This window comes from Flavobacterium sp. CG_23.5 (assembly GCF_017875765.1).
In the GTDB taxonomy this organism is placed as follows: Bacteria; Bacteroidota; Bacteroidia; order Flavobacteriales; family Flavobacteriaceae; genus Flavobacterium.
The window spans coordinates 1045989-1070198 of record NZ_JAGGNA010000001.1 but is presented as its reverse complement, the minus strand read 5'-3'; the positions used below and the strand labels follow the sequence as shown (position 1 = coordinate 1070198).

The window sequence follows — 24210 nt, the reverse complement described above, 5'->3', positions numbered from 1 at the left end:
ATACTACAAATCTCTATTTTTCAATAATCTATAGGATAAGAAATTGAAAATCAAGGTCCAAGATAAAACAATTAAGATCGATATAAAATGTACGCTGTAATCTTTGCTGTTGTCCATTCCTATTTGAGTCCCAATAGATTTGATTACTGATAATCTGGAGAATGGTTCTACAATTAAATTAGACATGGATTCTAACGGAAAAAATTGCATAATATAGGAGGCTATTTTACTATCCGGAAAAATTTTAAAAGTCAATATTCCTTTTGCAATCCCTTCAATAATATTCCAAACTAAAAGAAATCCTAATGCGAATGCAGAACGTTTTACCAATATTCCTAAAAATAAACAGAAAGAGAAAAATCCAACCAGTTTTATAAAATAGGCTAAAAGATATTCTAAATCGGAGAAAACAATTCCAATTTCTGTGTATGAAGAAAAGCTAAATCCTAAGATTAACGATAAAATGAAAATAAAGACTGTTGATGCTACAGCAAATAATAGGATTGTCAAAAATTTAGAAAGAATAAATTCTTTTTTACTCATCCCGTCAATTAAATTCTGTTTTAAAGTGCCATAACTATATTCATTAGCCATCATGGAAACAATAACAATAGCGAGGAACAACTTTAATATGGCGGCAATATAAGTGTTGAAATGCCAAATAAATGGAAAGTTGAATATTCCCATTTCAGCGAGATGAAGTTTAAAAATCCCCAGATCAAATTTTATCGAAGCGATTAATGCTATAAAAGTTAAGAGAATAAAATAAGTGGAAGTCAAAACACGACTGGCTTTATTTTTCCATATTTTTTGTAATTCTATTGAGAGAAGTCGTTTCATTTTTGAAGGGTTTAGGAATTGTGATTTTAGATTTTAGAATTGAATTGTGTACTTGCTTTTGAAATTGAGTTGTATCACTGTTATTTTTTTCCTGTCAATTCCAAAAATTGTTCTTCCAAACTATTTTTGCGTTTTACAAGATGACTTAGGACAACATTTTTTTCAAAAAGAAATTGATTCAATTCCTTTGCCTCCAGTTTATCTTTTAAATAAACCAGTACTTTCCCTTCTTCATTTCTACTGTTTTTTACCGCGGGATGCGTTTCTAAAACAGCGATTAAATTTTCGACATCTTCAGCTTGAAGCTCAAAAAAACCTTCGTTTGTGGACATTCCATCAACCAATCCGGAGTACAAAACTTCTCCTTTTCTTAAAACTAACGCGTGTGTGCATACTTTTTCGACTTCGTCCAATAAATGGGAAGCCAGTAAAATGGTAGTCCCTAGAGCAGCGATTTGCTTGATTATATCACGAATTTGATGAATACCTTGTGGATCTAAACCATTTGTGGGTTCGTCCAGAATTAAAATTTCTGGATCATTTAGCAGCGCTGATGCAATGGCTAGTCGTTGTTTCATTCCAAGAGAAAAAGTGCTGAATTTGCTGTTCTGCCTGTCCACTAAACCTACTAATTCAAGCTTTTCGCTTACTTTAGCATAGTTAATGTCTTTGATTTTACAAACCAATTCTAAGTTTTCTTTTGCCGTCATGTAGGGATAGAAATTAGGTCTTTCTATAATGGCTCCTACTTTTTTAAGCGCTTCATGAGTTTGCATTGTACCGCCAAACCAGATGTATTCACCGGAGGTTTTATTGACTACATTTAAAATAATTCCTAAAGTAGTCGATTTACCGCTTCCATTTGGTCCAAGAATGCCGTAAACATTGCCTTTATGTATTTCGAAAGAAACGTTTTTCAAGGCCTGTAAATTGCCATAACGTTTGTTGAGATTTTTAATTGAGAGTATGATTTCCAAAGCGTTCGTTTTATATTTTCTATAGGACGAACAAAATAAGAATTTGTTACTAGTAAACTAAAATTAGTTTATTTACTAAATCAATTTGCAAAGTGCTGTTAATTTTTCGGCCGTAATGGGTTTGTTAATATAATTTTTTACTACAGTATAATTTTTTGCCATTTCAATATCGGCAGGGTCAATTGAGGACGTGATAATAAAAATTGGAATTTCTTTTTTTAGAGTCAAATGATTAAACTCATCCAGAAATTGCCATCCGTCCATGACAGGCATATTCAAATCGAGTAAAATCGCATCAGGTAGATTTTTGTTTTCGTTACAATTCTTTTTTAATTCGTCTAACGCAGCTTGAGGATTAAAAAAAGAGCGAATATCATCACAAAACTCATTTTTAGCGATGAGTATCGTCAATAATTTTAACGATAACTTATCATCATCGATTATGTAGGTTAACTTATTTTTCATTCAAATATATTTTAAATGTAGAACCGTGATCTACTTCACTTTCTACTTCAATTTTTCCATCCATTGCCTCAAGTTGATTTTTGGTCATATATAATCCAATTCCTTTTGCATCTTCGTTACCGTGAAATGTTTTGTACATGCCAAAAATTTTATGGCCATTTTTCACTAAATTTAATCCTAAACCGTTGTCTTTAAAGTTTAGAACGGTGTATGTTTCATTTATTTCATAACCAATTTCTAGAAAAGCCTTACGTTTTCGAGATTTATATTTTATGGCATTTGTAAAAAGATTAAGTAATATGCTATCTAAATAAGCAGGGATTACATATACAAATAAATCTTCCGGAATAGTGTGACTTATTGCTATTTGACTTTCTTTGATAACCAGACTTAGTGCACTTTTTGTTTTTTCAATTTCGTCTTTTAAATTAATTTTCTTTTTTGCAATATTCGTTTTTTTCTGAATAGTGATAATTTCATTTAAATACTCAATTGTTTCCGAAAGCTTTTCAGTTCCTTCTTTAAACAAATCAAAGTAGGATAGTTTTTCAGCAATGTCGTCAGTATTCTCGATAACATCAACAATCATAGCTAAATTGCTAGTATGCGAGCGAATGTTATGGGAAACTATATGAGTAAAATTATAGAGCTTATCGTTTTGCTGACTTGTTACTTCTAATAGCTGCTTCAGTTCAATCTCTTTTTCAATTCTTAAAGTCACATCCCGACCTACACCAATAAAATTGATTAAATTATTATCACTATCAAATGCTGTGGTAATATTTAATTCAAACCAATATTTTTCTTTTTGTTTGTTATAATTCAATATTGTAATTTTAATACTCTTTTTATCCTGTATTGCTTTTTTCATTAGCAATGTTGATTGCAAATCAGTTTCTGGACCTCTGGATAAATAACATGGCTTTTGGCCTATTACTTCTTCTATACTTAAACCTGTCAATTCTAAATAGGCATTATTCGCCCATATTGCCTCGCCTTGTGGGTTGGCTATTACAATCGTGTCAGTGGTTTCGGAGGCAGCAAGCGAGAGCAAATTTAATTTTTCTTCCACATTTTTTCTTTCGCTAATATCTCTAAAATAGCAAACCAAATAAGTTATACGGTTTACTTGAAATCTTTTTCCAGATGCTATTTCCACGGGAATTGATTCTCCGGATTTGGTCTTTATGCATGCTTCATTTACTGTGAATTCATCGTTTGTTCGATTTTGAGTAAGAAAATATCGAACTTGTTTTTGGTATTCGATTGGAAATAATGTCGAATTATGCAAACCTATTAGTTCGTCGCTATTATATTCTGTAAGTTCAGCAGCTCTGGGGTTATAATCTGTAATAATTCCATTAGAAGCATCAATAATAAAAATAGCATCGTTTGCGCTCGAAAAAACAGAGGAAAATTTTTCAACACTCAATTGAAGTTCATTTATAAGATTCTGCTCCTTTGTTATGTCTTGAAATGTTCCTAATAATTGAGTTGGAATTCCATCAACAATCTCTACCTGACAAATGCATTCAATATATCTAATGTTGTTTTTACCGGTTGTAATTTGGAATTTATCCTCAAATGAAATTCCGTCAGTAATAGCGCTGTTAATAAGCCTCATCATCTTATCTCTATTTTCACCTTCTGTGTAAAAATTAATTCCACTGCCATTAACGGGGTTAAAATCCTCGGGAACTTCAAGAATGTGTTTTGTAACGGCATCCCAAAAGACATCTTCGGTTTGAAGATTCATTTTCCAAATGCCAATTTTAGCTGATTGTGCAGCCTTGAAATAGAGTTCAAGCTTATCGATCATAGTAGGTTAAAATTATTTTAGATGTCTTGGGGACAACCAAAAGTAAAGTAAATACGACCGTTTTAATTTTTTTTAACATAAAAAGATAAGGTTCCTAATTAATCTATAGCCCCGTTTTTTTTAAATGTCTTCAAACTAGTTAATTACGTAATAATTTATTTTTTAAATTGAGATTTTATTTGAAAGATTTACTTTATTTAATAATTAAGTAGCTAAAAATCAAGCGGTTTTTTGAAAAAGTAGATTCGGTTTTTGTTTTTAAGAAAATGACGTAAAAAAATGTAAACAGCAGCATCTTTAATATGATAAGAGAAAGAAGATAAAGGGTTTATCATAATTTACTGTAATCGTGCCCCACGGGTTAATTTATTGTAATTTTGCATTAAATTATATTTGAAATGAGTGAGCCAGTAATGCTTTTTAAAAAACCAACTTATCCTATTAATAATTCGTTATTGGATTATTTGGAACGGTTTGATCGTATCTCTAAAGTTCCCATTTCCTATGATGATTTGATGCGTTTTTCTGGTTCCATAAATGTTTTTGATAAAAACAATCAGGATACATTATGGATTCGCGTATATTATAATGAATTTGAAAGAGCTGAAATTGATTTGACTTTAAAGAAAATCTATTCGCTTTTACATTCTGATGGTAACTTAGGGATTATTAAATTTTTGAACGTAGATTCAATTGACTATTGCACTTTTGGAAATTCGAAACCTTTTCGAATAAAAGTCAGAAATATTTTAAATGATAATTACACTCATTTTTATATCAAAAAAGCAGATGCTTCGCGCGTATATGGATTAGAATTGGAACATATTTTATCTCCGGACAAAATCAATTTTTTGGTTTATAAAGATACTTTAATCGAAGAACACATCATGGGAATTGCAGGTGATGTGTTTATAAAATCGCTTTTGGGAGAATGTTCTGAAACAGAAAAATCTCAAATAGCGAAAGAATTTGTGAAGTTTAATGAGCGTTGTATGATTCGATTGCTGGGTGATATGCGTTCTTATAATTATGTAATTATTCCCATTCATGATTTTGATCAGGTCGTTTATAGGATTCGAGCTATCGATTTTGATCAACAGTGTTTCGAAGGAAATTTTAAAGTATATCGTCCGCAGTTTTTTAAAGAAAATTATCCAATGGTAAAATTGGTTAAGGAAAAACTTCAGGATAGTTCGATTGAACAATATAAAGATGAAGAACGTTCCGTATTGGCCAAAAGAATCCATTCTGCCGAAAATAGGATTAAAAGATTACTCCAAATCATGGGCGATGACACCATTTCTACAGATGGACATTTGCAACAATTGAAATTAGAATTATACAGATATACCAATGATTTGAATTTTAAAAAAGCAAAATCGATGGGAAATATCATGAGCGCTGCCTTCGAATTTATAACCAGAAATTTTAAAAAAACTGATTTATTTAATACTGGATTTTAAACTTTATTTTATTGGAAGTCAAATTTTGAATCTTTAAACTTGGATAAGAATTGTAAATTATAAAAAAAATGTTTTGATTATGAGAAACTATTTATCACTGTTGCTTGTGTTTTTGTTATTGGCTTGCCAGCAAAATTCCGATTCATTAACAATACTTTATTCTTTGCCCCATAAGTTAAAAGAAGTTTCAGGCATTACGTATTCGGCTCAAACGAATTTAATTTGGACATTAGAAGATAGCGGTAATTCAAATACAATTTATGGTTTGAATTCTAATGGAACAATAGCAAAAGCAATTACTATCGAGAATACAGAAAATATCGACTGGGAGGACATTACACAAGATAAGGAAGGAAATTTATATATTGGTGATTTTGGCAACAATGACAATGCTAGAAAGGATTTGTGTATTTATAAAATTGATAAAAATGCATTAAGCAGCAATAGCGCAGTTCCTGCCATCAAAATCTCATTTGCTTATCCTGAACAGTTGGATTTCCCACCTAAGAAGAAAGATTTATTTTATGATGTAGAAGGTTTTTTCGAATTTAAAAACAATTTTTATTTGTTTACCAAAAATAGAAGTAAAGGATTTGACGGAACTGCTATTTTATATAAAATTCCCAATGCATCAGGCTTTCATCAAGCTATATTTATGGGCGAATTTAAAACTTGTGAGGATTATAATTTTTGCGCGATTACTAGCGCGTCCATAAGTCCTGATGAGTCTAAAATTGTTATTCTGAACCATGATAAAATTTGGCTACTTGAAAATTTTGAAGGCGATAATTTTTTCAATGGGACAAAAACAGAACTCGCTTTAAATCATTTTTCTCAGAAAGAAGCAGTTTGTTTCGGTGATAATGACAAGTTGTTCATTGCCGATGAAAGAAATAAAACAGAAGGAGGGAACATGTACAATGTTAGTCTTAAAAAACTAAAATCCAAATCCTAGACCAAAAGCAATTCTGGCTTGTTCTTCTACACTTTTGAAATAAGTGATTTTAGCAGTAATTACATTTAATCCATTGAGCCAAAAACCGCCACCAATTGATTTATGCCATTTGTTAGAATCTTCTCCCATAGCCCATACTCTGCCGTAATCAAATCCGCCTAAAATCCCGTAAGACATCGGAATTAAACTTCTTTTTATTTTTCCTAAATTCAAGCGCAAATCACTGCTTTGATAAAAAGATTTATTGCCTAAAAAACGTTCGTTTCTAAAACCTCGTAAATCGAAATCACCACCTAAAGTTGCGCCTTGATAAAATTCGTAATTGTTGTTTGAAATTATTTTAGCTTTTAAATTGGTAGCCAAAACTATTTTTCCATTAGAATCAATTCTGTGATTTAAATTGAGTTGACTTTCTAGGGTCGAAAAATTTCTTTTAATGTCATTTAAATTCATTTTCCAACTTCCAGCTATCGAAAAACCTATTCCCAAGGTGGGTAGCGAACGATTATCATAATTCTCAAAATTATATTTAAGTGTTGCTCCCGCAAATTGTTGACTTTGAAAAACCGTGTTGTCTACAATTCCTGGAATGTTTATGAAGCGATTATTAGTGACTTCTACTGTAATTTTCTCGATAGTGGTTAAGAAATTAATTTCACTTCCATATCTGCCAATTTTTTTTAGAGAAGGTGCAAACTTGAGCATTCTTAAGCGGACCCGATTGTAATTCATGGCAAATAAATCATCATTATTAACGGTTTCATTACCGGTACCAAAATAATTAATGGTAAAATTTGGACTGGTAATTTGGGCTTGCAAATCCAAATCCCATTTGCCTATAATTTTCGGAAAACTACCTTTATAATTTAATTCATACCCATTTGTTGCAAAATAATAATTGGTCTGAAAACTATGTTTTTGTGTGTAAGGATTTTGATTGAAATTATTAACTGTGTAAATGGAATTCAAAACTAATTTTATACCATCATCAGGATTATAACTTAAATGAGGTAGTTTTGAGAATGTATTGTACTTTGCTTTTTTAAAATCGTAAAGATTAGTTTCATAACTATCGGTTAAATTGATTTTAGTTTTTCGATCTATAACGAAAGTATTCTTTTTCGATTTAAAGTCATAGATTTTTATGTTTTTTCCGTTTTCTATAGCATAGGAATCATTATTTTGTCCTCCAATCAATAGAATTTTAGTTTTAGATTTTTCGTTTCCTTTTACTTCAAAAATATCGTCATCATCTAAGCCATAAATCCAAATGTTTTTGGTTTTAGATGCTAAATATTCTCTGGTATACAACAATTCATCACCTTCCTTTTTCACCCGATATACTTGGATTTCAAGTTTTTGATTTCCAGTATGATTAATCACAAATTTGTCTTTTTTAGAAGTTCCAACAATTATAATTGTTTTCTGCAGCACAGAATAATATTCCAAAGCATATTTTTGCAGTTGGTTTCTTCTAATCTTTAATTTTTGCTTAATACTTTCAATAGTTTCATCTTGTACTTCTTTTGGTAAACTTTTAAAAGCATTATCTATATCAGCGTCGGTAAGGTTTTCCTGAATATATTTGGCTTGTGCAATCCATTCTTTTTCGGTTGCAGTTTTAAGTAGGGCAAGATCTAATGGATAGGGTTCTCTATTCAGCCATTTTACATTTTTTATTTCTTCCTTGAAAGTTTGCATATGACGCAAGGCGGGATTTGTCATTAATATTGCAAGCAATACTCCGTCATATTTCGGAAATGCCTGATCTCTGTCTCGTGGAATCGGCTTATAGGTGGTTTTGTTACCTATTTTGTATTCCCCCCAGCGCCACTGGTCTTGATGTCTGTCCCAATCGCCAATAAGCATATCAAATAATCGGGCTTTGATATAAGAATTTTCATCAACAGAATATTTTTCGTCTTTGTGCAGATTTTTTAGTAAATCATCTGTACTTAGTATTGCATTTGGTTTGCCAAAACTTTTTAAGTCTTTTTGGCTGTCATCTGATCGCTCTTCAATAAAGTATAATTCATCACCAAAAAAGGCGTTGAATTTTTTCAATGCCTTATGTTTTGGAATATAATAAAGCAAAGAATTTGGATGTGAAATACCAATTTTTTCCGCTAAATTCCCAACTGCAAGAGGCGTATAAGGATGCGCGGTAGTATAAAAATCATATAAAAAATCTTCGGCATACGTGTTTTCAAATTCGGTTGCTAAAAACTGATTTTTGAATGCTACCGATTGAATAAAATTTGAAGTACTTTTTTTTAAGGAACGCAAAACGTACACTTTTCCATTTTTATCTTCGATTTGTGAGGATTTTGTTTGATGTCCGCCGCCGGCACGTTTTGGCTTTAAACCACCAAAAAGCGTGTCAATCGTCGCGTTTTTTACTTCTATAGATGTGCCGTAATATTTTCTGTAATGCTTTCCAAAGATAAATTTATAAAACCTGCTTTTTTTGGTTTGTTTTTTTGAATAAATACTTGTGGTTGTCGTTTCAGGAAATGAAATCGCTAAATTTTGTATTTCTTTTTCTTTTACCTCCAATATAATTTTTTCATAAATCAGTTTTTCTCTATTATTTTCAGTTGAATAATAAGAAATTTTCGAATTTCCATTTTCATAAATTGATAATTCAGAGTAACCATTTCCACCATATGAAAAGTCCTCGGGAAATACCGCTCTCGCAGCTTCTGATTTTGAACCGGCCCCGCTAATGATTTGTTTGATATTGTCTCGTTCAATGTATTGCAAATTATGATCATGTCCTGAAACTACAATAACATTATTTTGACTTTGTAAGAGTGTTTTTACCCTCTTTATGAAAATTGTATATTGCTTGTTCTGAATGTCTGCTGGACTTAAGCCGGAAGTTTTCCGAAATAAGTTGATGAGCGAACCTAGTACTGGAAGTGGTATTTTGTTTTCAAATGGGAAAATTTGTTTTTCTAATGAAAATTGTCCTCCAGTTGCGCCATTACTCATCAACGGATGATGTAGGGCTACAACCACTGTTTTGTCGTGGTTTTTATTAAGAAGAGACATTAATTCCGCAAAAAAATCTTCCCGATTTTTGATATCACAATCATTATTCATTGTTGGATAATTATCCCAATCTTCCATGAACCATTGACTGTCGATGGTAATTAAAGTCACATTTTTATTGATTTTTACATCGTCGATAGCACAGCTTTTTCTAGGTAAAAATGATTTTTTGTCTTTGAGATATTCAGTAACAAATTTTGCTTGGCGTTCTAAACCTTGGATTCCACTGTCCCAATCATGATTGCCAGGAATAAAAACGGTTCTTCCGTTAAAACCGTCGGACAATTTTAATTGATTAGTTAACTTTTTTTCGGCTACAATTCGTTTACTTGGATCATCATTATTTGGTAGTCCTTTTGGATAAATATTATCACCAAGAAACAAAAGGGTAGAATTCTCATCTGATTTTTTTATTCTGTCGTGAAACAAACTAAGAGTTTCTTGAGTTTTACTTTCATATGTATTTCCGGCATCACCAATCAAATAAAAAGTATGAGAAATTTTAGAAGTGTCCGCTGTGTTAATAGATGTTTTCTTTGCGATGTTTTTCCCGTATTGTGCATGATTTGTTGCGCAAGAATGAAAAACAATTCCCAAAAAAATTAAAATTAATGAGGTTTTATTTGTACTTATAAAACGATTTTCCCAAAACAATTTCATAATTTAGTAGTATAAAAATAGTATATGACTATAATTGAACAAACCGAAGATTTTGTTAGTAGGTTATTCAAAGATAAACTTTCTGCGATATATACCTATCATAATTTTAATCATACAATTGATGTCGTTTTTGCTGCCAAAAAATTAGCAGAATCTGAAAATTTAACTCCTTCCGACAAAGAAATTTTGTTAATTGCCGCTTGGTTTCACGATGCGGGATATATTAACGGCAGTATTAATCACGAAGATTCCAGTATTATTATTGCATCTACTTTCTTAAAAGAACAATCTGCTGATTTTATTGCAAAAGTTTCAAATTTAATTAAAGCAACAAAATATGATTATGAACCCCAAACTATTTTGGAAAAAATAATTAAAGATGCTGATTTTTTTCATCTTACTAGCATCAACTATATTTCATCCCTTGATGACTTAAGAATGGAGTGGCAAAATGCTGATCATAAATTTTGTACAAATGAGCAATGGATTAAAGAAAATAAAAATTTTTTAGCCAATAGGCATCGATTTTACACCGATTTTGCTTTAGAGAATTGGCAACCTTTAAAAGAAAAGAATATAAAAATCATTCAAAAAGAAGTCGATAGAATCGAATTAAAAAATAAAAAAAAGAAAAAGAAAACAAACAAAGCCGAAAAGCCAGATCGCGGGATAGACACTTTATTTAAAATAACATTAGTAAATCATACCCGGTTAAGCGGGATTGCAGACAATAAAGCGAACATACTACTTTCTGTTAATGCGATTATAATTTCAATTGCGCTTTCCTCATTAATTCCTAAATTAATTAGCCCCAAAAATGCTAATCTGATTATTCCAACTTTTATCTTGATCATGTTTAGTGTAATCACAATTATTTTTGCAATTCTTTCCACTCGGCCAAAAGTGACGAAAAGTTTTTTTACGAAACAAGATATTGCTGATAGAAAAGTTAATTTACTTTTCTTTGGAAATTTTTATAAAATGCCTTTAGAAGAGTATCAAGAAGCGGTTAATAAGATGTTTAAAGACAGAGATTATCTATATAATTCAATGATTAAAGATTTGTATTTTTTAGGATTGGTTTTAGAGAAAAAATATAGATTATTACGAATTGCATATAATTTTTTTATGTTAGGAATTATAATGTCAGTAATTTCGTTTGTAATTGCCTTCAAAATTATAGGAGTCTAGCTTAATTTAATTCGTCTTGTAAATCTTGATATTTAGAGCTGTTTGTCTCCACTTGTTTGTTGTCATTAATAATTTTCACTCTAATAGCTCTTAAGCCGGAAACTCCCTGTAATTCTTCGACCTCAAATTGCTCTACAGTTGGCTCTAATACCTTTTTGAATTGCAAGAACTTGATATAATTCAAATATTCGGTTTCTTCACTATCATGAGAATATACGATAGTAATTTTTTCTTTTTCGGTAATTCGTTCTTTAGTTCCTTTTATGTTGGCTTTGTCGATGCGTTTTTTAATCACTTCATAACGGGCATTATACGTTCCATCTACATCAAATCGTTTTTCATCCATTCTAAATCGAATCGAAATAGGAGAGCTAAATACTAAAATTAAAGAAGTCACCTCGAGTTCATAAGGCAATGATGACTTGAGTTGATGGTGTTTCATTTCCATAGCGCACAAAGTTTGTAATTGCCATAACCTCAAATTATTTAGATACATGGTATCAAAAGTTTGGGTAGGATCTATTGATGCGCCAATATACAGATAGTGTTCGACGCCATCTGTTTTAAATCTTTCGTAATAATGCGGATAAATAATTTGAGCTTCTATTTGTTTTTTATCGAGAATGGCAGCTAATTTTTTATTAATAATAGACAATGCATTATCGAATTTTTTTCTGGACTGATAGAACATTCCTGTTTTTTCATCTAAACTCTCAAAGTAATTATGAAGTAATAATTCGCCCTTTTCATCCATTTCAATATTTTTTAAAATAGGATGAATTTCATTCTCAATATAAAACTGGATTTGTTGTTCTGTATCGGCTTTTAGCTGATCTTCCAGTTGATCAAACAAAGACTGCAATTCAAATTTTCGTTGTTCTAATAAAATAAGATTGGAATTTAATTTTTGATTTTCAAAGATTTCCAGTAGACTGTTTAATTGATTTTTTAAATCGTCTTTTACCGTTTCATTTCTATTTTCCGATGAACCTTTAATATCGATTTGTCCATACAATGGATAGACTTCCTTAAATACAATTTCCTTAAAAATATAGTCTTTATTAAGCTTGCTAGTTTGAAAGTATTTCAACGCTTCTTTTTGGAATTTCCAGTAAACACTTGGATGAATTGCGGTATATTCTCTTTGAATAATCGCCTCCAGTTGATTTTGCATGTCCTTGTTGTATCGTTGAATAGTGTTAACCAAATAAGGTAAAATTAAATCAAGTTTACTTATATTAATGCTACTCAGCACTCTTTTGCTTGCAGAAACCAATTCTACAATACCTAAAAGTGTATTGTTTTTTAAAATGGGAACAAAAATGCAACTTCTAATATCTTGCTTTAATAAATGTTGTCCCAATGTTTCATTTCCATATTGCAATGCATATTTTTCAACATTTGAAATCGCAAGTAATTTATTGTTTTTCAATAAGTTATTAAATGAATCTCCTAACAGTATATTTTTGCAATCTACTTCTTGTTCAGAAATACTAAGAATAAAACTACCTAAACTTTCGTCGTTGAAAATCGGTTTTAAAAGTTTATCTTCTTCAGAATTGTAAAAAGTCAAACCAACTCTTAAATCAGCTATTTTGAAAATGGACCGAAAAATAGCCTCAAAATTTTCATTCGATATTATTTGTTCCTTTTCTGGTTTTAAAAGATTGCTTTTTAAGTTAGAAACCGCACTCTCAGTAGTGACATCAAAAAGCGTAATAATTCCAAAACCTTTTAATATCCAACTTTCAAAGGGAATTTTTTCTTTCCATAAATTAATGTTGTCATAATTATCCATTAATAAATCAATGTCATCTTGCGTAATTTCGGGCGCTTTATTGGTTGGTGTTATTTCAAGAAAATCGACATTATACAAAATACGATATTTATTCATTATACCATTAGCGTAGGGTATATCGTAAAATAAAGGGATGTCAAAATCAATTTTTTGATTATAAAAGGTATTCAGAATCAAGATACAACTCATGATGTAAAATTGATTTTCATCCAAATCAGGAATGTCCAAATCAAAATTTTGACCGGCATTTTCAACTATTTTTTTGAATCGCACACTATAATTAAACGTAAAATTCTGAAAAGGAATTGTAACCGCTTTTATTTCGTTATTTGTTAACGCAATAGGAAATAAATCGGTAAATAATTGTTTAATTAATACCTCATTTTTTTCTATTAAACTCAAATCTTCAATTCCAGTTCTAAATTCTGGAAAAGGCACTAACTGCTCAAGTAAATTTTTAGCATAAGTAGAGCGTAAGTCTACATTTGTTTCTACCATTTCTTCCAAGCTTTCAATCAGCTTATGAAACGAGATCAAAATTTTGAAGGGACTGTATTTAAAATAAGTATTGTTCATTTTCGTTTACTTAGCTTGAAATACAAATTTACTAAATAGCTGATTGTGAGATACTTATTTTTAATGTTATTTTAAAAAATCTAATCAATGGCATTTGCCTTTTTTTGATTTATTTTTTGTTTCAACATGATAATAGATTGGATTAATAGTAGAATAAGCATCTTTTGAAGGTTTTTAATAGATTGGGAATAAAGTGAATGTAATTTTGGAACTCTTAATTAAAAAAAATTAAATGAGATGAAGCTTTTTATTATGAAAACCAATCAAGGTTTCATTTATTTCTTTTAATTCTGGTGTGAGAAATGTTTTTTCACCTTTATCATCGTTAGTTAATTCTAATTGACAAACCGTACATTTAAATTCCTTGAAGTGGTTCGTTATAATTCTAGTTACAATATATTTATGTCCAAATAACGAACACATAATTTTTTTGGTTAGAAATTTTTCTTTGATTTCAGTTAGGTTCATAATAGGTTGTTAAGGTTGAGGAAATTAAATGTAATCAAATAGCAGTCTAAGTGACTAATAAATCCGATTAAGTACATCATTTTATTAATAAAATATAAAAAATATTACAAAATTAGTTTTTAACCAAACAATTTCTGTTTCGTTTTCTAAATGAAAAATCCCCAATCACATACGTAATTGGGGATTGAAAGAATATTTGAATAGATCTTTGTACTGACAAGTCGCGACTTGTCTTTACTCTATGATTTTTCTTCTTTATTGAAATAAACTAAATAATAATACATCTGTTTTTCTTCGTCCCAACCTTTTTCTACGTATTTCTCGGCACTTTCAGGGTTAATGAAATCCATTTTTATTTGGATATGTGTATCTAAATTAATTACGTTTTTTATGGATTTTCGGGCATCGGAAACTGCAGCATTTGCGATAGGAAATGAAGTAACATCTTCAATACTATATTTTTCTCCTTTGTCTATTTTGTAATTTTTAAATTCAGGTATCAAATCAGGATTGTCTAATACTTCGTTCAAGAAATTAGTTTCTTCAAATTGGTCGTTTTTAGCAAAATAATTTACGGAACGATTCATAAACATAACTTCTTCCTTCTTGTCTTCTGCCGGAAATACCACGTCTTTGGCAAAATTCTGGCAAAATTTTAAGTACTTTTTTGTTATGAAATTTTCATCCTCAAATGCATCAACTGAAAGAAAATGTTCTAGCCAATATCTGGCATCATATCGGTTGCTGTCAACGGTAAGTATTTTATAACCTTCTTCTTTTTTATAGTTAAAAATCAAACACCCCTTGTCAAGTTTGCTTAAGTTTATTCCTTGTTGCAAAATCATTTCCAAGTTGGTCCCTTTTTCTTCAAATTGTAAAAAATCCGATTGCAATTCGCTTTTGAAAATCCCAATAGCATCAACAACATTATTATCAATATTAACATTCGTTAAGTACGTAACATAAACTTCACCATTTTTAATATGCGGATGGTTTGACTGCTCGAATAAGTGCGTCGTTATTTGTTTAGAAACTTCATGTAAACTACTTGGGTTTTCAAAAATTTGAGTTGCAAATTTAAACATGTCATTGTAATCCAAATCAATTTCATGAGCAAACTGAAAATAGTTTTCTTCTTTTTCTCTAAAAGGTCTAAAGAAATATTCTTTCATCAGCGGTACAATTTCATCATTTAATGAAAAGGATTGGTCTGATAAAAATAAGGCTTCATTGCGGCTTTTATTTCCTACACGATGTATAGAAAGAGTTTCAATGTGTGTGTTATATAAGTTGATCATTTTTTTATGTTTAGTTGCTCTCCCCTCCCGAAGCCTCGGGACTCTCCAAAGGAGAGGGAGACCAGGTAAAACACTTTTAAAACTTTGAAAAGTAAAATTTTAGTCTTTTTTTAAAACCGTTAAGAAATTAAGTTTCATTAAGCCTTAATTCTCTTAATTTCTTAATGGTTTAATTTTTTTTAAGTCTAAAAATGTCAAAAGCGTTTGCCCTGAGAGGGAGACGAGACGTGAATATTATTGTGTGCTATTTTTTATGTGATTTTATCGCCCTTTCCTTTGGAGAGTTTCGATGGTTCGTGAGTGGAGAGGATTAATTCCAATTTTCTTCAAATCCATAATCTTCAAAACTATCGTCTCCTTCAAACATGTCCAGGTCATCTTGATCTAAATCATCTTCAAATTCACTGGCAAAGTCATCCGCATTATCCGCTTCAAAGTTTTTTTCCATTGCTTCATCTGGCATTTCGCCATGAGAAAAGAGTGTAGCAGGATAAGTAGCACCTAATTCAATTTCTTCAACAGCAGCAAGTTCAATAAGAAAGGTCCACATGTTTATGAAATCATAAACATAAATGATTTTCGTGTTTTGTTTATCTAAAATATCCGATAATTGATAATCACTCATGATTTTTTGCTCGCCAAGTACATCTCCTGTATCAAACATAGAAATCTCCTCTTCTTGATTCCAAGTTTCATCACAAGTATAGAATGAAGCCACTTCCATTCCGTCAAACCCAAAGGAGTTGAAGATGGCATTATGGAAATCTTCCAGCGTGTCATCTTCCAGTATTGCAATATCTCTAAAAATATCTTCTTCGGTATCTAATATTACTCTGAATTTGTAAACCATAATCTTTGTTTTTATTGAAAGGTCAAAGGTAAAATATAATTTTAGATTTCGTCCCGAAGTTTTGCGACAGATTTCAGATTTGTTGATAATATTTTTGCGTATGCATTTTTAAAGAAAAGAATCAATTGACGGTCAAGCGAGGCATTATAGTAATATAAAATAGGATGAGATTATTAAAGTAAAAAGGAATTATTTTGCTTAAAGACCTTTAGGAATTGCGATTACTAATTTTGAATTTACCAGCAATTCGAGTCCTAAACTGATGGTATTTTTTATGATTTGGATAAGATCTGTTTGGAGTTAAATTGTTAAAAATTAATGCCACAGCAAGTAGAATTAGAACACCACTCAAGACCGGATAAAGTACATACCAATAGCCAAGATTTTTAATCTCTGAAGAACCAGTTACCGCAATAAGCGCAGTTGCACCTCCTGGGGGATGCAATGTTTTAGTCACTTGCATTAAAACTATGGAAAGAGAAACGGCAAGTGGGGCGGTTATCCAGAGAATATCAGGAGCAAATTGTTGAACTGTTACACCGATAATTGCCGAAACAACATGACCGCCAATGAGATTTCTAGGTTGTGCCAGTGGACTTTGAATTACGCCATAAACTAAAACACTCGATGCTCCAAATGAGCCAATAAGATAAACAACATCAGAATGAGGCAGTTCTTTAGATTGCAAATAAGCAATTATTCCAATACCTATAATTGAACCTAAAAAAGCCCAGAAATGTTCCTTATAATCGACCAAAGTTTCTTTGTAAAGAATGTATTTGGTTTTGCGGTAATTCCGTTTAATTTTTTGAATAGGCATGGGAAACTATTTTGATAAACTTGGGGAATAAGTGTACACTGTAAATGGATATATCATTTTCGCAGTATATTTTGATATAAGACAAACCACTAAAATGGGAAGAAATAAAGTATAATCATTCGTTAATCCACAAACTAGGAAAATTGCTGTAAATGGCGCGTGAATACTGGCACTTAAAACTGCAGCCATACCAATAACCATGAAATTTAACGGAATCACATTTACATTAAAAAAAGTATTTAAAGTGGAAGCAACAAGTAATCCTAAAAAAGCTCCAATGAAAAGACTCGGTGCAAAAACACCTCCGTCACCTCCAGAAGCCAAAGTCGCTGAAGTTACAATAGGTTTTAATATCAATATTCCAAGAAATGTAAGGGCTAATGAAAATGTCATTGGCATATCATTCGAATGAATAAAAATAGTTTTGATCGCATGATAGCCTTCACCATAAAGTTGCGGGAACACTAATAAGGAAACACTTAAAATGACAGAACCCAAAATAATTTTGAAATAATGAACTTTTATTTTTAAAAATTGAGACTTGAAAAACAATACACATCGTGTGAGATAAACCGAATTTAATCCTGCTAAAATTCCTAAAAGTATAAAATAGGGAATAGCTTTTAAATGCCAAGTGGTAATGGTTAAGGCAAATAAAGGTTTTTCATCCAACAAAAACAGCAGTCCAAATGCAACAGCTACCGAAATCAAATTGCTTATTAAAAATGCTCGGGTTACTTTTCTAGATATAACTTCTAATGCAAAAAGGATTCCGGCAACAGGACTGCTAAATAAAGCGGTAATTCCAGCCGCAACTCCGGCACAGATTAATTCGGTTTTGTATTGTCTAAATACGTTTTGTTTTCTTTGGGCAACAGCGCCAATCGTTGCCGAAGCGACTACAGTAGACACTTCAATTCCGGTTGATCCACCAAAAACGACCGTCAGTAATCCATTAATGAAATGGGATGGAATTTTATAATTGGGTAAGTTTTTTGATTTGGAATTTGTACTCTCAAAAATTTCTTTAATCCCTTTATTTTCTTTTTTTCTAAAAAGATATTCTCGAAGAAAATAGATGATAGACAAACCGAAAATTGGAAAGAAAACAAAGAATATTGGATTGATTGAAGCTTGATGAAAAAAGATTTCCTCGTAATATTCGGTTATTTTTTTAAGCGAAATTCCTAAAAAGGCCGAAAGAAAGCCGATTAAAATGGAAACAATAACTAATTTTTGAAATTTGATTAATTGGTAATTTTTTTTAATTCGAGCGGTAGAATTCATCTAAAAATTATTTTGCAGTCATTGATTTTCAAGTAAAAAAAATATTTATTTTGAAAAAAAAACATTTATTAACGAATTACAAATTTAAAAAAAGAAAATTAGACTTGAATTAAAATATAAATATAATTGTTGTTTTTTATGATTCCTTTATGAATTTCACTTTTTTGATAAGTGAAAAGGTCCTTATTTTTCATAAAACTCAATGGGAAGATTATCTGGATCCGCGATGAAAGTAAAACGCTTATTAGTGTTGGCATCAATTCTGATTGGTTCAGATAAAATATTTTTCAAAGATAAAAAATGGATGGTTTGTTCTAAATCATTTACTTCAAATGCTAAATGTCGCAATCCTGCCGCCTCTGGTCTCGATGTGCGTTGCGGTGGATTAGGAAAGGAAAAAAGTTCAATTACATAAGTGCCATTTAGTGCCAAATCGAGTTTGTAGGATTGTCTTTCCGCACGATATATTTCCCGAATAACCGTCAGACCTAAAACATCGGTATAGAACTTTTTTGATTGATCATAATCGGAGCAAATAATAGCGGTGTGATGTACTTTGTGAATTAAAGCTTTTGTGTGGTCAATATCATTTATTCGGAAAAGAAAAAGCACTTATTTTTGATCATCACTGTTTTGCCAAATTTGTTCCAAATACATTCCTTGCGAGGCATGAAACGCTTTGTCTTTTTCTAAAATTCCTTTGATGATTTCCAAAGGAACATTTTTGAGTGTTGCTAAAACGTGTGGCATAATTTGAATTTATTGATTTAATTTCCGAATTACTTTCGCTGGATTTCCCACCGCCAATGAATTATCAGGAATGTCTTTTGTAACCACAGAACCTGCACCAATAACACAACCATTTCCTATTGTAATTCCGGGACATATTACGGAATTCCCGCCAATCCAGCAATCATCACCAATAGTTATGGGCAAAGCACTTTCAAGTGTTTTTCTCAATTCCGCATCAAGGGGATGTGTTGCGGTGTACAATTGAACTCCTGGTGCAAAAAAAACATTGGATCCAATAGTTACTTTGGCACAGTCCAAAACAACACAATTTACATTAAAATAAACATTTTCACCGCAAGTAATATTGTATCCATAATCACAAAAAAATGGAGGCTCAATATATAGATTTGCTCCAGCATTGGGAATCAACTCTTTTATAATTTCTCGTGCTTTTTTGGTTATTCTATATTCGGTAACATTTAATCTGTGAAGCAAATTTTTAGATTTTCGTCTGTCTTTTACTAAAACAGAATCACCGGCCAAATAATATTCTCCGGCAATCATTTTTTCTTTTTCAGTTTTCATAAATGCATTTGGGTTTTACTGTAAATGTATAAGAAAATCGACAGTGATGCAACATGTTACTGGAAATATGAATTTTTCCATGGATACCATTTCTTTAAATTTCGTTAGTAATTACCTACAAATAATTCTTGCCAAATAACTTTTGTAAATTCTAAAATGAAGTCCAAAGAAATGATGACTTTTAAAAAAAAAGATAAGTATTCAATTGCAAACGAGGCTATCAATAATTATTAGATAGCCTCGTCCCATTTTTTATCACCGTCAAAGTTGCTGCGTTTTGTGAGTAGTTTATTTCTTCATTATTTTAATCGATTGTTTGGGTTGCTCATTCATTCGAAAAAAATACATTCCCGAACATAATTTGCTGAGATTAACAATTGTAGTTGCAGAATTTAATGTTCCGGTTTGAATTATTTTGCCATTTTGATCAGATATCAAATAAGATTTCTCATAAAGGTCACTATTTGATTTTACAGTTATGATATCGACTGCGGGATTTGGATACAAAGTCAAGTTTATTCCTTTTGCCAAATCAGATAGCCCTAAAGTATAATTAAAAGTTATTCGGTGTGAATTATTCCAATTGTTTGTTCGAGTATCCCAAGATTGCATTATAATTTGGATTAGATTACCATTACCATCATTGGAATAATCTGATTTGAAATTGTTTATCCATGAACTTGAAGCGGCATCCCAGATTTGCGACAACGAATTTGTAATATGATTACTTCCATCATAAGAAGTGGATACTCTTATGTTATTGTGCCAAATGTCATCATAATCCCATGGTTGTTGGATAAGGGTAATGGTTTGATGTAATGTTCCGTTTGCATTATAAATGAAATTGGTTTGGCTTGAGTTTTCCCAGATGTCTAAATATCGATTTTGGGTAATGCTTTGGTTTATTGTTCCGTCTGCATTATTAATGAAATTGGTCTGGACATAGTTTTTCCATCTGCTGTTGGTTAGGTCCCAAGTTTGGGAAAGGGTGTGAATGAGGAAGTTATTACTGTCATAAGTATTTGTTTCTAGTTGGGAGTTTTGCCAAGTTCCAGCCCATATTTCTGAAAGAAAAGTAAGTATTTTCATTGCTGGATTATAGATATAACTTGACCTTACGGTATCATTCCATAAACTTGTCCCCATATCCCAAGTTTGCCCTGTAGCCTGGTTTAGAGATCCATCAGAATTGTTATTGAGTTTCTGTTGGTAAGCATTTATCCATGTTCCTGAGGAAGCGGACCAGGACTGGCTAAGGGAATTGATTAAAAAATTGTTGCCATCATAAGTATTAGATGTACTAAGAGCATTCTGCCAGTTTCCGTTTATCCAGTTTTCATTAAGAACGGACTCGACTTTTTGAGCTGAGGAAATTACGGCGAATAGGAAACAAATCCACACTATTACGGATTTGAAGAGATTAATTTTCCTCCCTTGTAAAGTAGTTTGTGTTTTCATTTTGATAATTTTAATTTTTCACGATTTAGGCTTTTGAAGTAACCATGTGTATATTAATTATCTAGCATCAATTTTTAATGACACCATCTCTACAGTTGCGGTGAGAAATCGTACTGTACCATCTTTTGTTGATCGATATCGCGAAATTTGCGTTTTATTGACCAAAAATCTAACTAAAGCTCTGATGTGTTGGGGTTACATGTAAACACTTTTTTAGATTACACAAATTTAACAAAATTGATTCATAAGTAATTGATTTATAGACTTTTATTTAATTTATTTTTTTTATTTTCCAGTTTATAAAGGTTGTCCGCTACTAGGGGAATTTAAATACAACTCATCCTCTAATTTTGACAGTTCAGTTAACTAATATTTTATAATTTCGATCTCCGAAATATATTTGTATCATCAAAATTAAATAACATGAAAGCCATAATTACTCTTACCCTCTTTTTATTTGCAACTACCCTTTTCTCACAAACGATACTTTCAGGAAAAGTGGTAGATGAAAAAGGAAATCCAGTTTCTGGTGCCAATATTTTTATCGAAGGGACCTATGATGGTACTTCCAGTTCTGATACAGGAGATTTTACTTTTGAAACAAGTACGAAAGGAAATCAGACTTTGGTTGTGAGTTTTCTTGTTTTCGAAACTTCAAAAACACTGATTGACGTTTCAAATTTTAAAAACAAAACAATAAAATTGAGAGATAACGTTAATGCGCTGGATGCAGTAGTTATTACCGCAGGAAATCTGGAAGCTGGCGACAAAGCGAGAGTTTCCGTATTGAAACCACTTGATATTGTAACCACAGCTGGCTCTGCAGGAAATATTATTGCGGCTTTGCAAACGTTACCGGGTACACAAAATGTAGGCGAGGATGGAAGATTGTTTGTTCGCGGTGGCGAGGCTAATGAAACCCAAACTTTTGTAGATGGAATTCGGGTGGCACAGCCTTACGGAGCTTCAGCTCAAAATTTACCAACGAGAGGCCGGTTTTCTCCATTTTTGTTTAGTGGAATAGCCTTTTCAACAGGCGGTTATTCTGCTGAATATGGAGAAGCATTGTCCAGTGTGTTACTATTGAATACGCAAGACGAACCAGATCAAAACAAAACTGAAATTGCTCTGATGACCGTTGGTTTAGGTCTTGGGAATACTCAGAAATGGAAAAAAAGTTCGCTAAGTGTAAATACTTCGTATATTAATTTGGCGCCATATCAAGCTGCCATTAGACAAAATGTAGATTGGAACAGTCCTTTCCAGTCTTTAGCTGGCGAAACGGTATATCGTTATAATTTCAATAACGGAATTCTGAAATTATATGCTGCTTTTGATGGCTCGAAATTCGATATTAATCAAGAAAATATCAACGCTCCACAAAAAATTAGAGTCGATTTAAACAATAATAATTTCTATTTTAATAGTTCATATAAAGGAGGATTTGGTAATAACTGGCAAATAACATCGGGTTTAAGTTATGGTTATAGTAAAAATAAAATAAATCTGGATTTAGATAAAGTTGCGAATGACGAGAATGCCGCACATTTGAAATTAAAATTAAAAAAGAGTTTTTCGGATCGAGTGAAATTGTCTTTTGGAGCGGATTATTTCATCACCAAATTTAATGAAGATTTCAGGCAAGATTCTGGAACGACAAATAATAATGGTTACAATTCTAATATAGCTGCTGTATTCACCGAAGCGGATATATTCTTCTCTACAAAGTTTGCTGCCAAAGTTGGTTTGAGAGTTTCCAGTAATGATTTGTTAAATGAAACCGCCGTTTCTCCTAGAGTTTCTTTGGCTTACAAAATGGCTAAAAATAGTCAGCTTTCTATGGCTTACGGGGATTTTACTCAGACTCCAAACGTAGATTATATCAAGTACTCTAACTTTCATCAATTCGAAAGTGAGAAAGCGTCTCACTATATTTTGAATTATCAATATAATAAAGAAGGGAAGACCTTCAGAGCAGAAGCCTATTATAAAGACTACAGTAATTTGGTGAAATACGATACTCCATCGATACAATACAATTCGGTTTTTAGTAATAATGGTTCGGGTTATGCCAAAGGATTGGATTTGTTTTGGAGAGACGGAAAATCATTCAAAAATTTAGAATATTGGGTTTCCTATTCTTACATCGATACAGAACGGGACTATAAAAACTTTCCAACTCAGGTCACGCCTAATTTTGTTGCAGATCATAGTTTGTCCATTGTTGCCAAATATTGGATTAATGATTGGAAATCGCAAATAGGTTTCACCAATTTATACAGTTCTGGAAGACCATATAATAATCCAAATGAAACACAATTCATGAATGGAAAAACAAAATCATACAACAGTTTGAGTTTCAATTGGGCGTATTTATTGACTACTCAGAAGATTTTATACTTCTCCGTTTCCAATATTTTAGGAAGCCAAAATGTTTTTGGCTACGATTATGCAAAAAATCCGGATACAAATGGTATTTATAATCGAAAAGAAGTCACGCCTACAGCAGATCGATTTTTCTTTGTTGGATTCTTTTGGACCATTAGTAATGACAAAAAGGACAATCAGTTGAAGAATCTATAAGTAAGGTTAGAATGGTTATTGTGTTTTGCCTATTAATTTTGGCTTAAAAAAGTAAATTTTCAGGATTTTGGCGAGTATCGTATAATCTCAAAATTTCAATTCTTGTTTCAGTTTCTCTATAATAAAGTGAATTTTGTTTCGTAACAACGCACTTTCTTATTTGAAGTTCGTTATTAATAATGGGGAATAGTTTAGGGTTTTGTTGGATAAAAGACGAACAAGAATCTAATTTGCCTATGAATTTTAAACAAACTGACGTATTCCATTTTGAATCAAGATATTCCAAAAGTTTTGATAGATCTTCATCTGCTAAAGAAGACCACCTCATTGG

Annotated in this window: 20 protein-coding genes; 4 read left to right on the top strand and 16 right to left on the bottom strand. The window is 31.5% G+C overall.

Annotated features, from left to right (window positions below; genetic code table 11):
- Positions 1-3: 3 nt before the first annotated feature.
- The 4 genes from H4V97_RS04500 to H4V97_RS04485 all read right to left on the bottom strand — a co-directional run bounded on the left by H4V97_RS04500 (position 4) and on the right by H4V97_RS04485 (position 4101).
- Complete coding sequence (locus H4V97_RS04500; protein WP_209549064.1) at positions 4-840, bottom strand: ABC transporter permease; 837 nt, start codon at positions 838-840, stop codon at positions 4-6.
- A gap of 80 nt (positions 841-920) precedes the next feature.
- Entirely contained in the window at positions 921-1817 is an 897-nt protein-coding gene (locus tag H4V97_RS04495) for an ABC transporter ATP-binding protein (protein WP_209549063.1), read from the bottom strand.
- A gap of 75 nt (positions 1818-1892) precedes the next feature.
- Positions 1893-2282, bottom strand: a complete 390-nt coding sequence (locus H4V97_RS04490; RefSeq protein ID WP_196850576.1) for a response regulator — start codon at positions 2280-2282, stop codon at positions 1893-1895.
- Positions 2272-4101 carry a sensor histidine kinase gene (locus H4V97_RS04485; protein ID WP_209549062.1) on the bottom strand — a complete coding sequence of 610 codons (1830 nt, stop codon included), beginning with the start codon at positions 4099-4101 and terminating at the stop codon, positions 2272-2274. Before H4V97_RS04485 ends, H4V97_RS04490 begins: the two co-directional genes overlap by 11 nt.
- 398 nt (positions 4102-4499) lie before the next feature.
- On the opposite strand from H4V97_RS04485, the gene H4V97_RS04480 reads away from it, so the two are divergent.
- Both H4V97_RS04480 and H4V97_RS04475 read left to right on the top strand, forming a co-directional pair.
- On the top strand, positions 4500-5564 hold the full coding sequence (locus H4V97_RS04480) for a hypothetical protein (RefSeq protein WP_209549061.1): 1065 nt from the start codon (positions 4500-4502) through the stop codon (positions 5562-5564).
- Between the two features lie 79 nt (positions 5565-5643).
- Positions 5644-6519 (top strand): SdiA-regulated domain-containing protein, encoded by an 876-nt coding sequence (locus H4V97_RS04475; RefSeq protein WP_209549060.1) that lies wholly within the window; start codon positions 5644-5646, stop codon positions 6517-6519.
- On the opposite strand, the gene H4V97_RS04470 is transcribed toward H4V97_RS04475, so the two are convergent.
- Positions 6502-10233 (bottom strand): metallophosphoesterase, encoded by a 3732-nt coding sequence (locus H4V97_RS04470; RefSeq protein ID WP_209549059.1) that lies wholly within the window; start codon positions 10231-10233, stop codon positions 6502-6504. The genes H4V97_RS04475 and H4V97_RS04470 overlap by 18 nt on opposite strands.
- A 24-nt stretch (positions 10234-10257) precedes the next feature.
- On the opposite strand from H4V97_RS04470, the gene H4V97_RS04465 reads away from it, so the two are divergent.
- On the top strand, positions 10258-11424 hold the full coding sequence (locus tag H4V97_RS04465) for a Pycsar system effector family protein (protein ID WP_209549058.1): 1167 nt from the start codon (positions 10258-10260) through the stop codon (positions 11422-11424).
- A gap of 1 nt (position 11425) precedes the next feature.
- Here the strand turns inward: H4V97_RS04465 and H4V97_RS04460 are convergent, their stop codons facing one another.
- The 10 genes from H4V97_RS04460 to H4V97_RS04415 all read right to left on the bottom strand — a co-directional run bounded on the left by H4V97_RS04460 (position 11426) and on the right by H4V97_RS04415 (position 21296).
- Positions 11426-13798 (bottom strand): GAF domain-containing protein, encoded by a 2373-nt coding sequence (locus tag H4V97_RS04460; RefSeq protein WP_209549057.1) that lies wholly within the window; start codon positions 13796-13798, stop codon positions 11426-11428.
- 228 nt (positions 13799-14026) lie between these two features.
- Positions 14027-14266, bottom strand: a complete 240-nt coding sequence (locus tag H4V97_RS04455) for a hypothetical protein (protein ID WP_196850570.1) — start codon at positions 14264-14266, stop codon at positions 14027-14029.
- A 239-nt stretch (positions 14267-14505) separates the two neighbouring features.
- Positions 14506-15564 (bottom strand): nucleoid-associated protein, encoded by a 1059-nt coding sequence (locus H4V97_RS04450; protein WP_196850569.1) that lies wholly within the window; start codon positions 15562-15564, stop codon positions 14506-14508.
- Positions 15565-15874: 310 nt separating this feature from the next.
- The gene (locus H4V97_RS04445) at positions 15875-16414 is read right to left on the bottom strand and encodes an IS1096 element passenger TnpR family protein (protein ID WP_196850587.1); all 540 of its coding nucleotides are present in this window, start codon (positions 16412-16414) and stop codon (positions 15875-15877) included.
- A 208-nt stretch (positions 16415-16622) separates the two neighbouring features.
- Positions 16623-17234, bottom strand: a complete 612-nt coding sequence (locus H4V97_RS04440) for an HPP family protein (protein WP_209549056.1) — start codon at positions 17232-17234, stop codon at positions 16623-16625.
- A 6-nt stretch (positions 17235-17240) separates the two neighbouring features.
- Complete coding sequence (locus H4V97_RS04435) at positions 17241-18521, bottom strand: chloride channel protein (RefSeq protein ID WP_209549055.1); 1281 nt, start codon at positions 18519-18521, stop codon at positions 17241-17243.
- Positions 18522-18704: 183 nt separating this feature from the next.
- On the bottom strand, positions 18705-19133 hold the full coding sequence (locus tag H4V97_RS04430) for a VOC family protein (protein ID WP_317196490.1): 429 nt from the start codon (positions 19131-19133) through the stop codon (positions 18705-18707).
- Positions 19134-19271 (bottom strand): hypothetical protein, encoded by a 138-nt coding sequence (locus H4V97_RS04425; RefSeq protein ID WP_209549054.1) that lies wholly within the window; start codon positions 19269-19271, stop codon positions 19134-19136.
- Between the two features lie 9 nt (positions 19272-19280).
- A complete protein-coding gene (locus H4V97_RS04420) occupies positions 19281-19838 on the bottom strand; it encodes a sugar O-acetyltransferase (protein ID WP_209549053.1) in 558 nt (185 codons plus the stop codon).
- 288 nt (positions 19839-20126) lie between these two features.
- Positions 20127-21296 carry a T9SS type A sorting domain-containing protein gene (locus H4V97_RS04415; protein WP_209549052.1) on the bottom strand — a complete coding sequence of 390 codons (1170 nt, stop codon included), beginning with the start codon at positions 21294-21296 and terminating at the stop codon, positions 20127-20129.
- Between the two features lie 423 nt (positions 21297-21719).
- On the opposite strand from H4V97_RS04415, the gene H4V97_RS04410 reads away from it, so the two are divergent.
- Positions 21720-23879, top strand: a complete 2160-nt coding sequence (locus H4V97_RS04410; protein WP_209549051.1) for a TonB-dependent receptor — start codon at positions 21720-21722, stop codon at positions 23877-23879.
- 43 nt (positions 23880-23922) lie between these two features.
- Here H4V97_RS04410 and H4V97_RS16010 read toward each other — a convergent pair whose 3' ends face one another.
- Positions 23923-24207: a type II toxin-antitoxin system RelE/ParE family toxin gene (locus tag H4V97_RS16010; protein WP_410505218.1), complete on the bottom strand. Its 285-nt coding sequence runs from the start codon at positions 24205-24207 to the stop codon at positions 23923-23925.
- Positions 24208-24210: the final 3 nt, after the last annotated feature.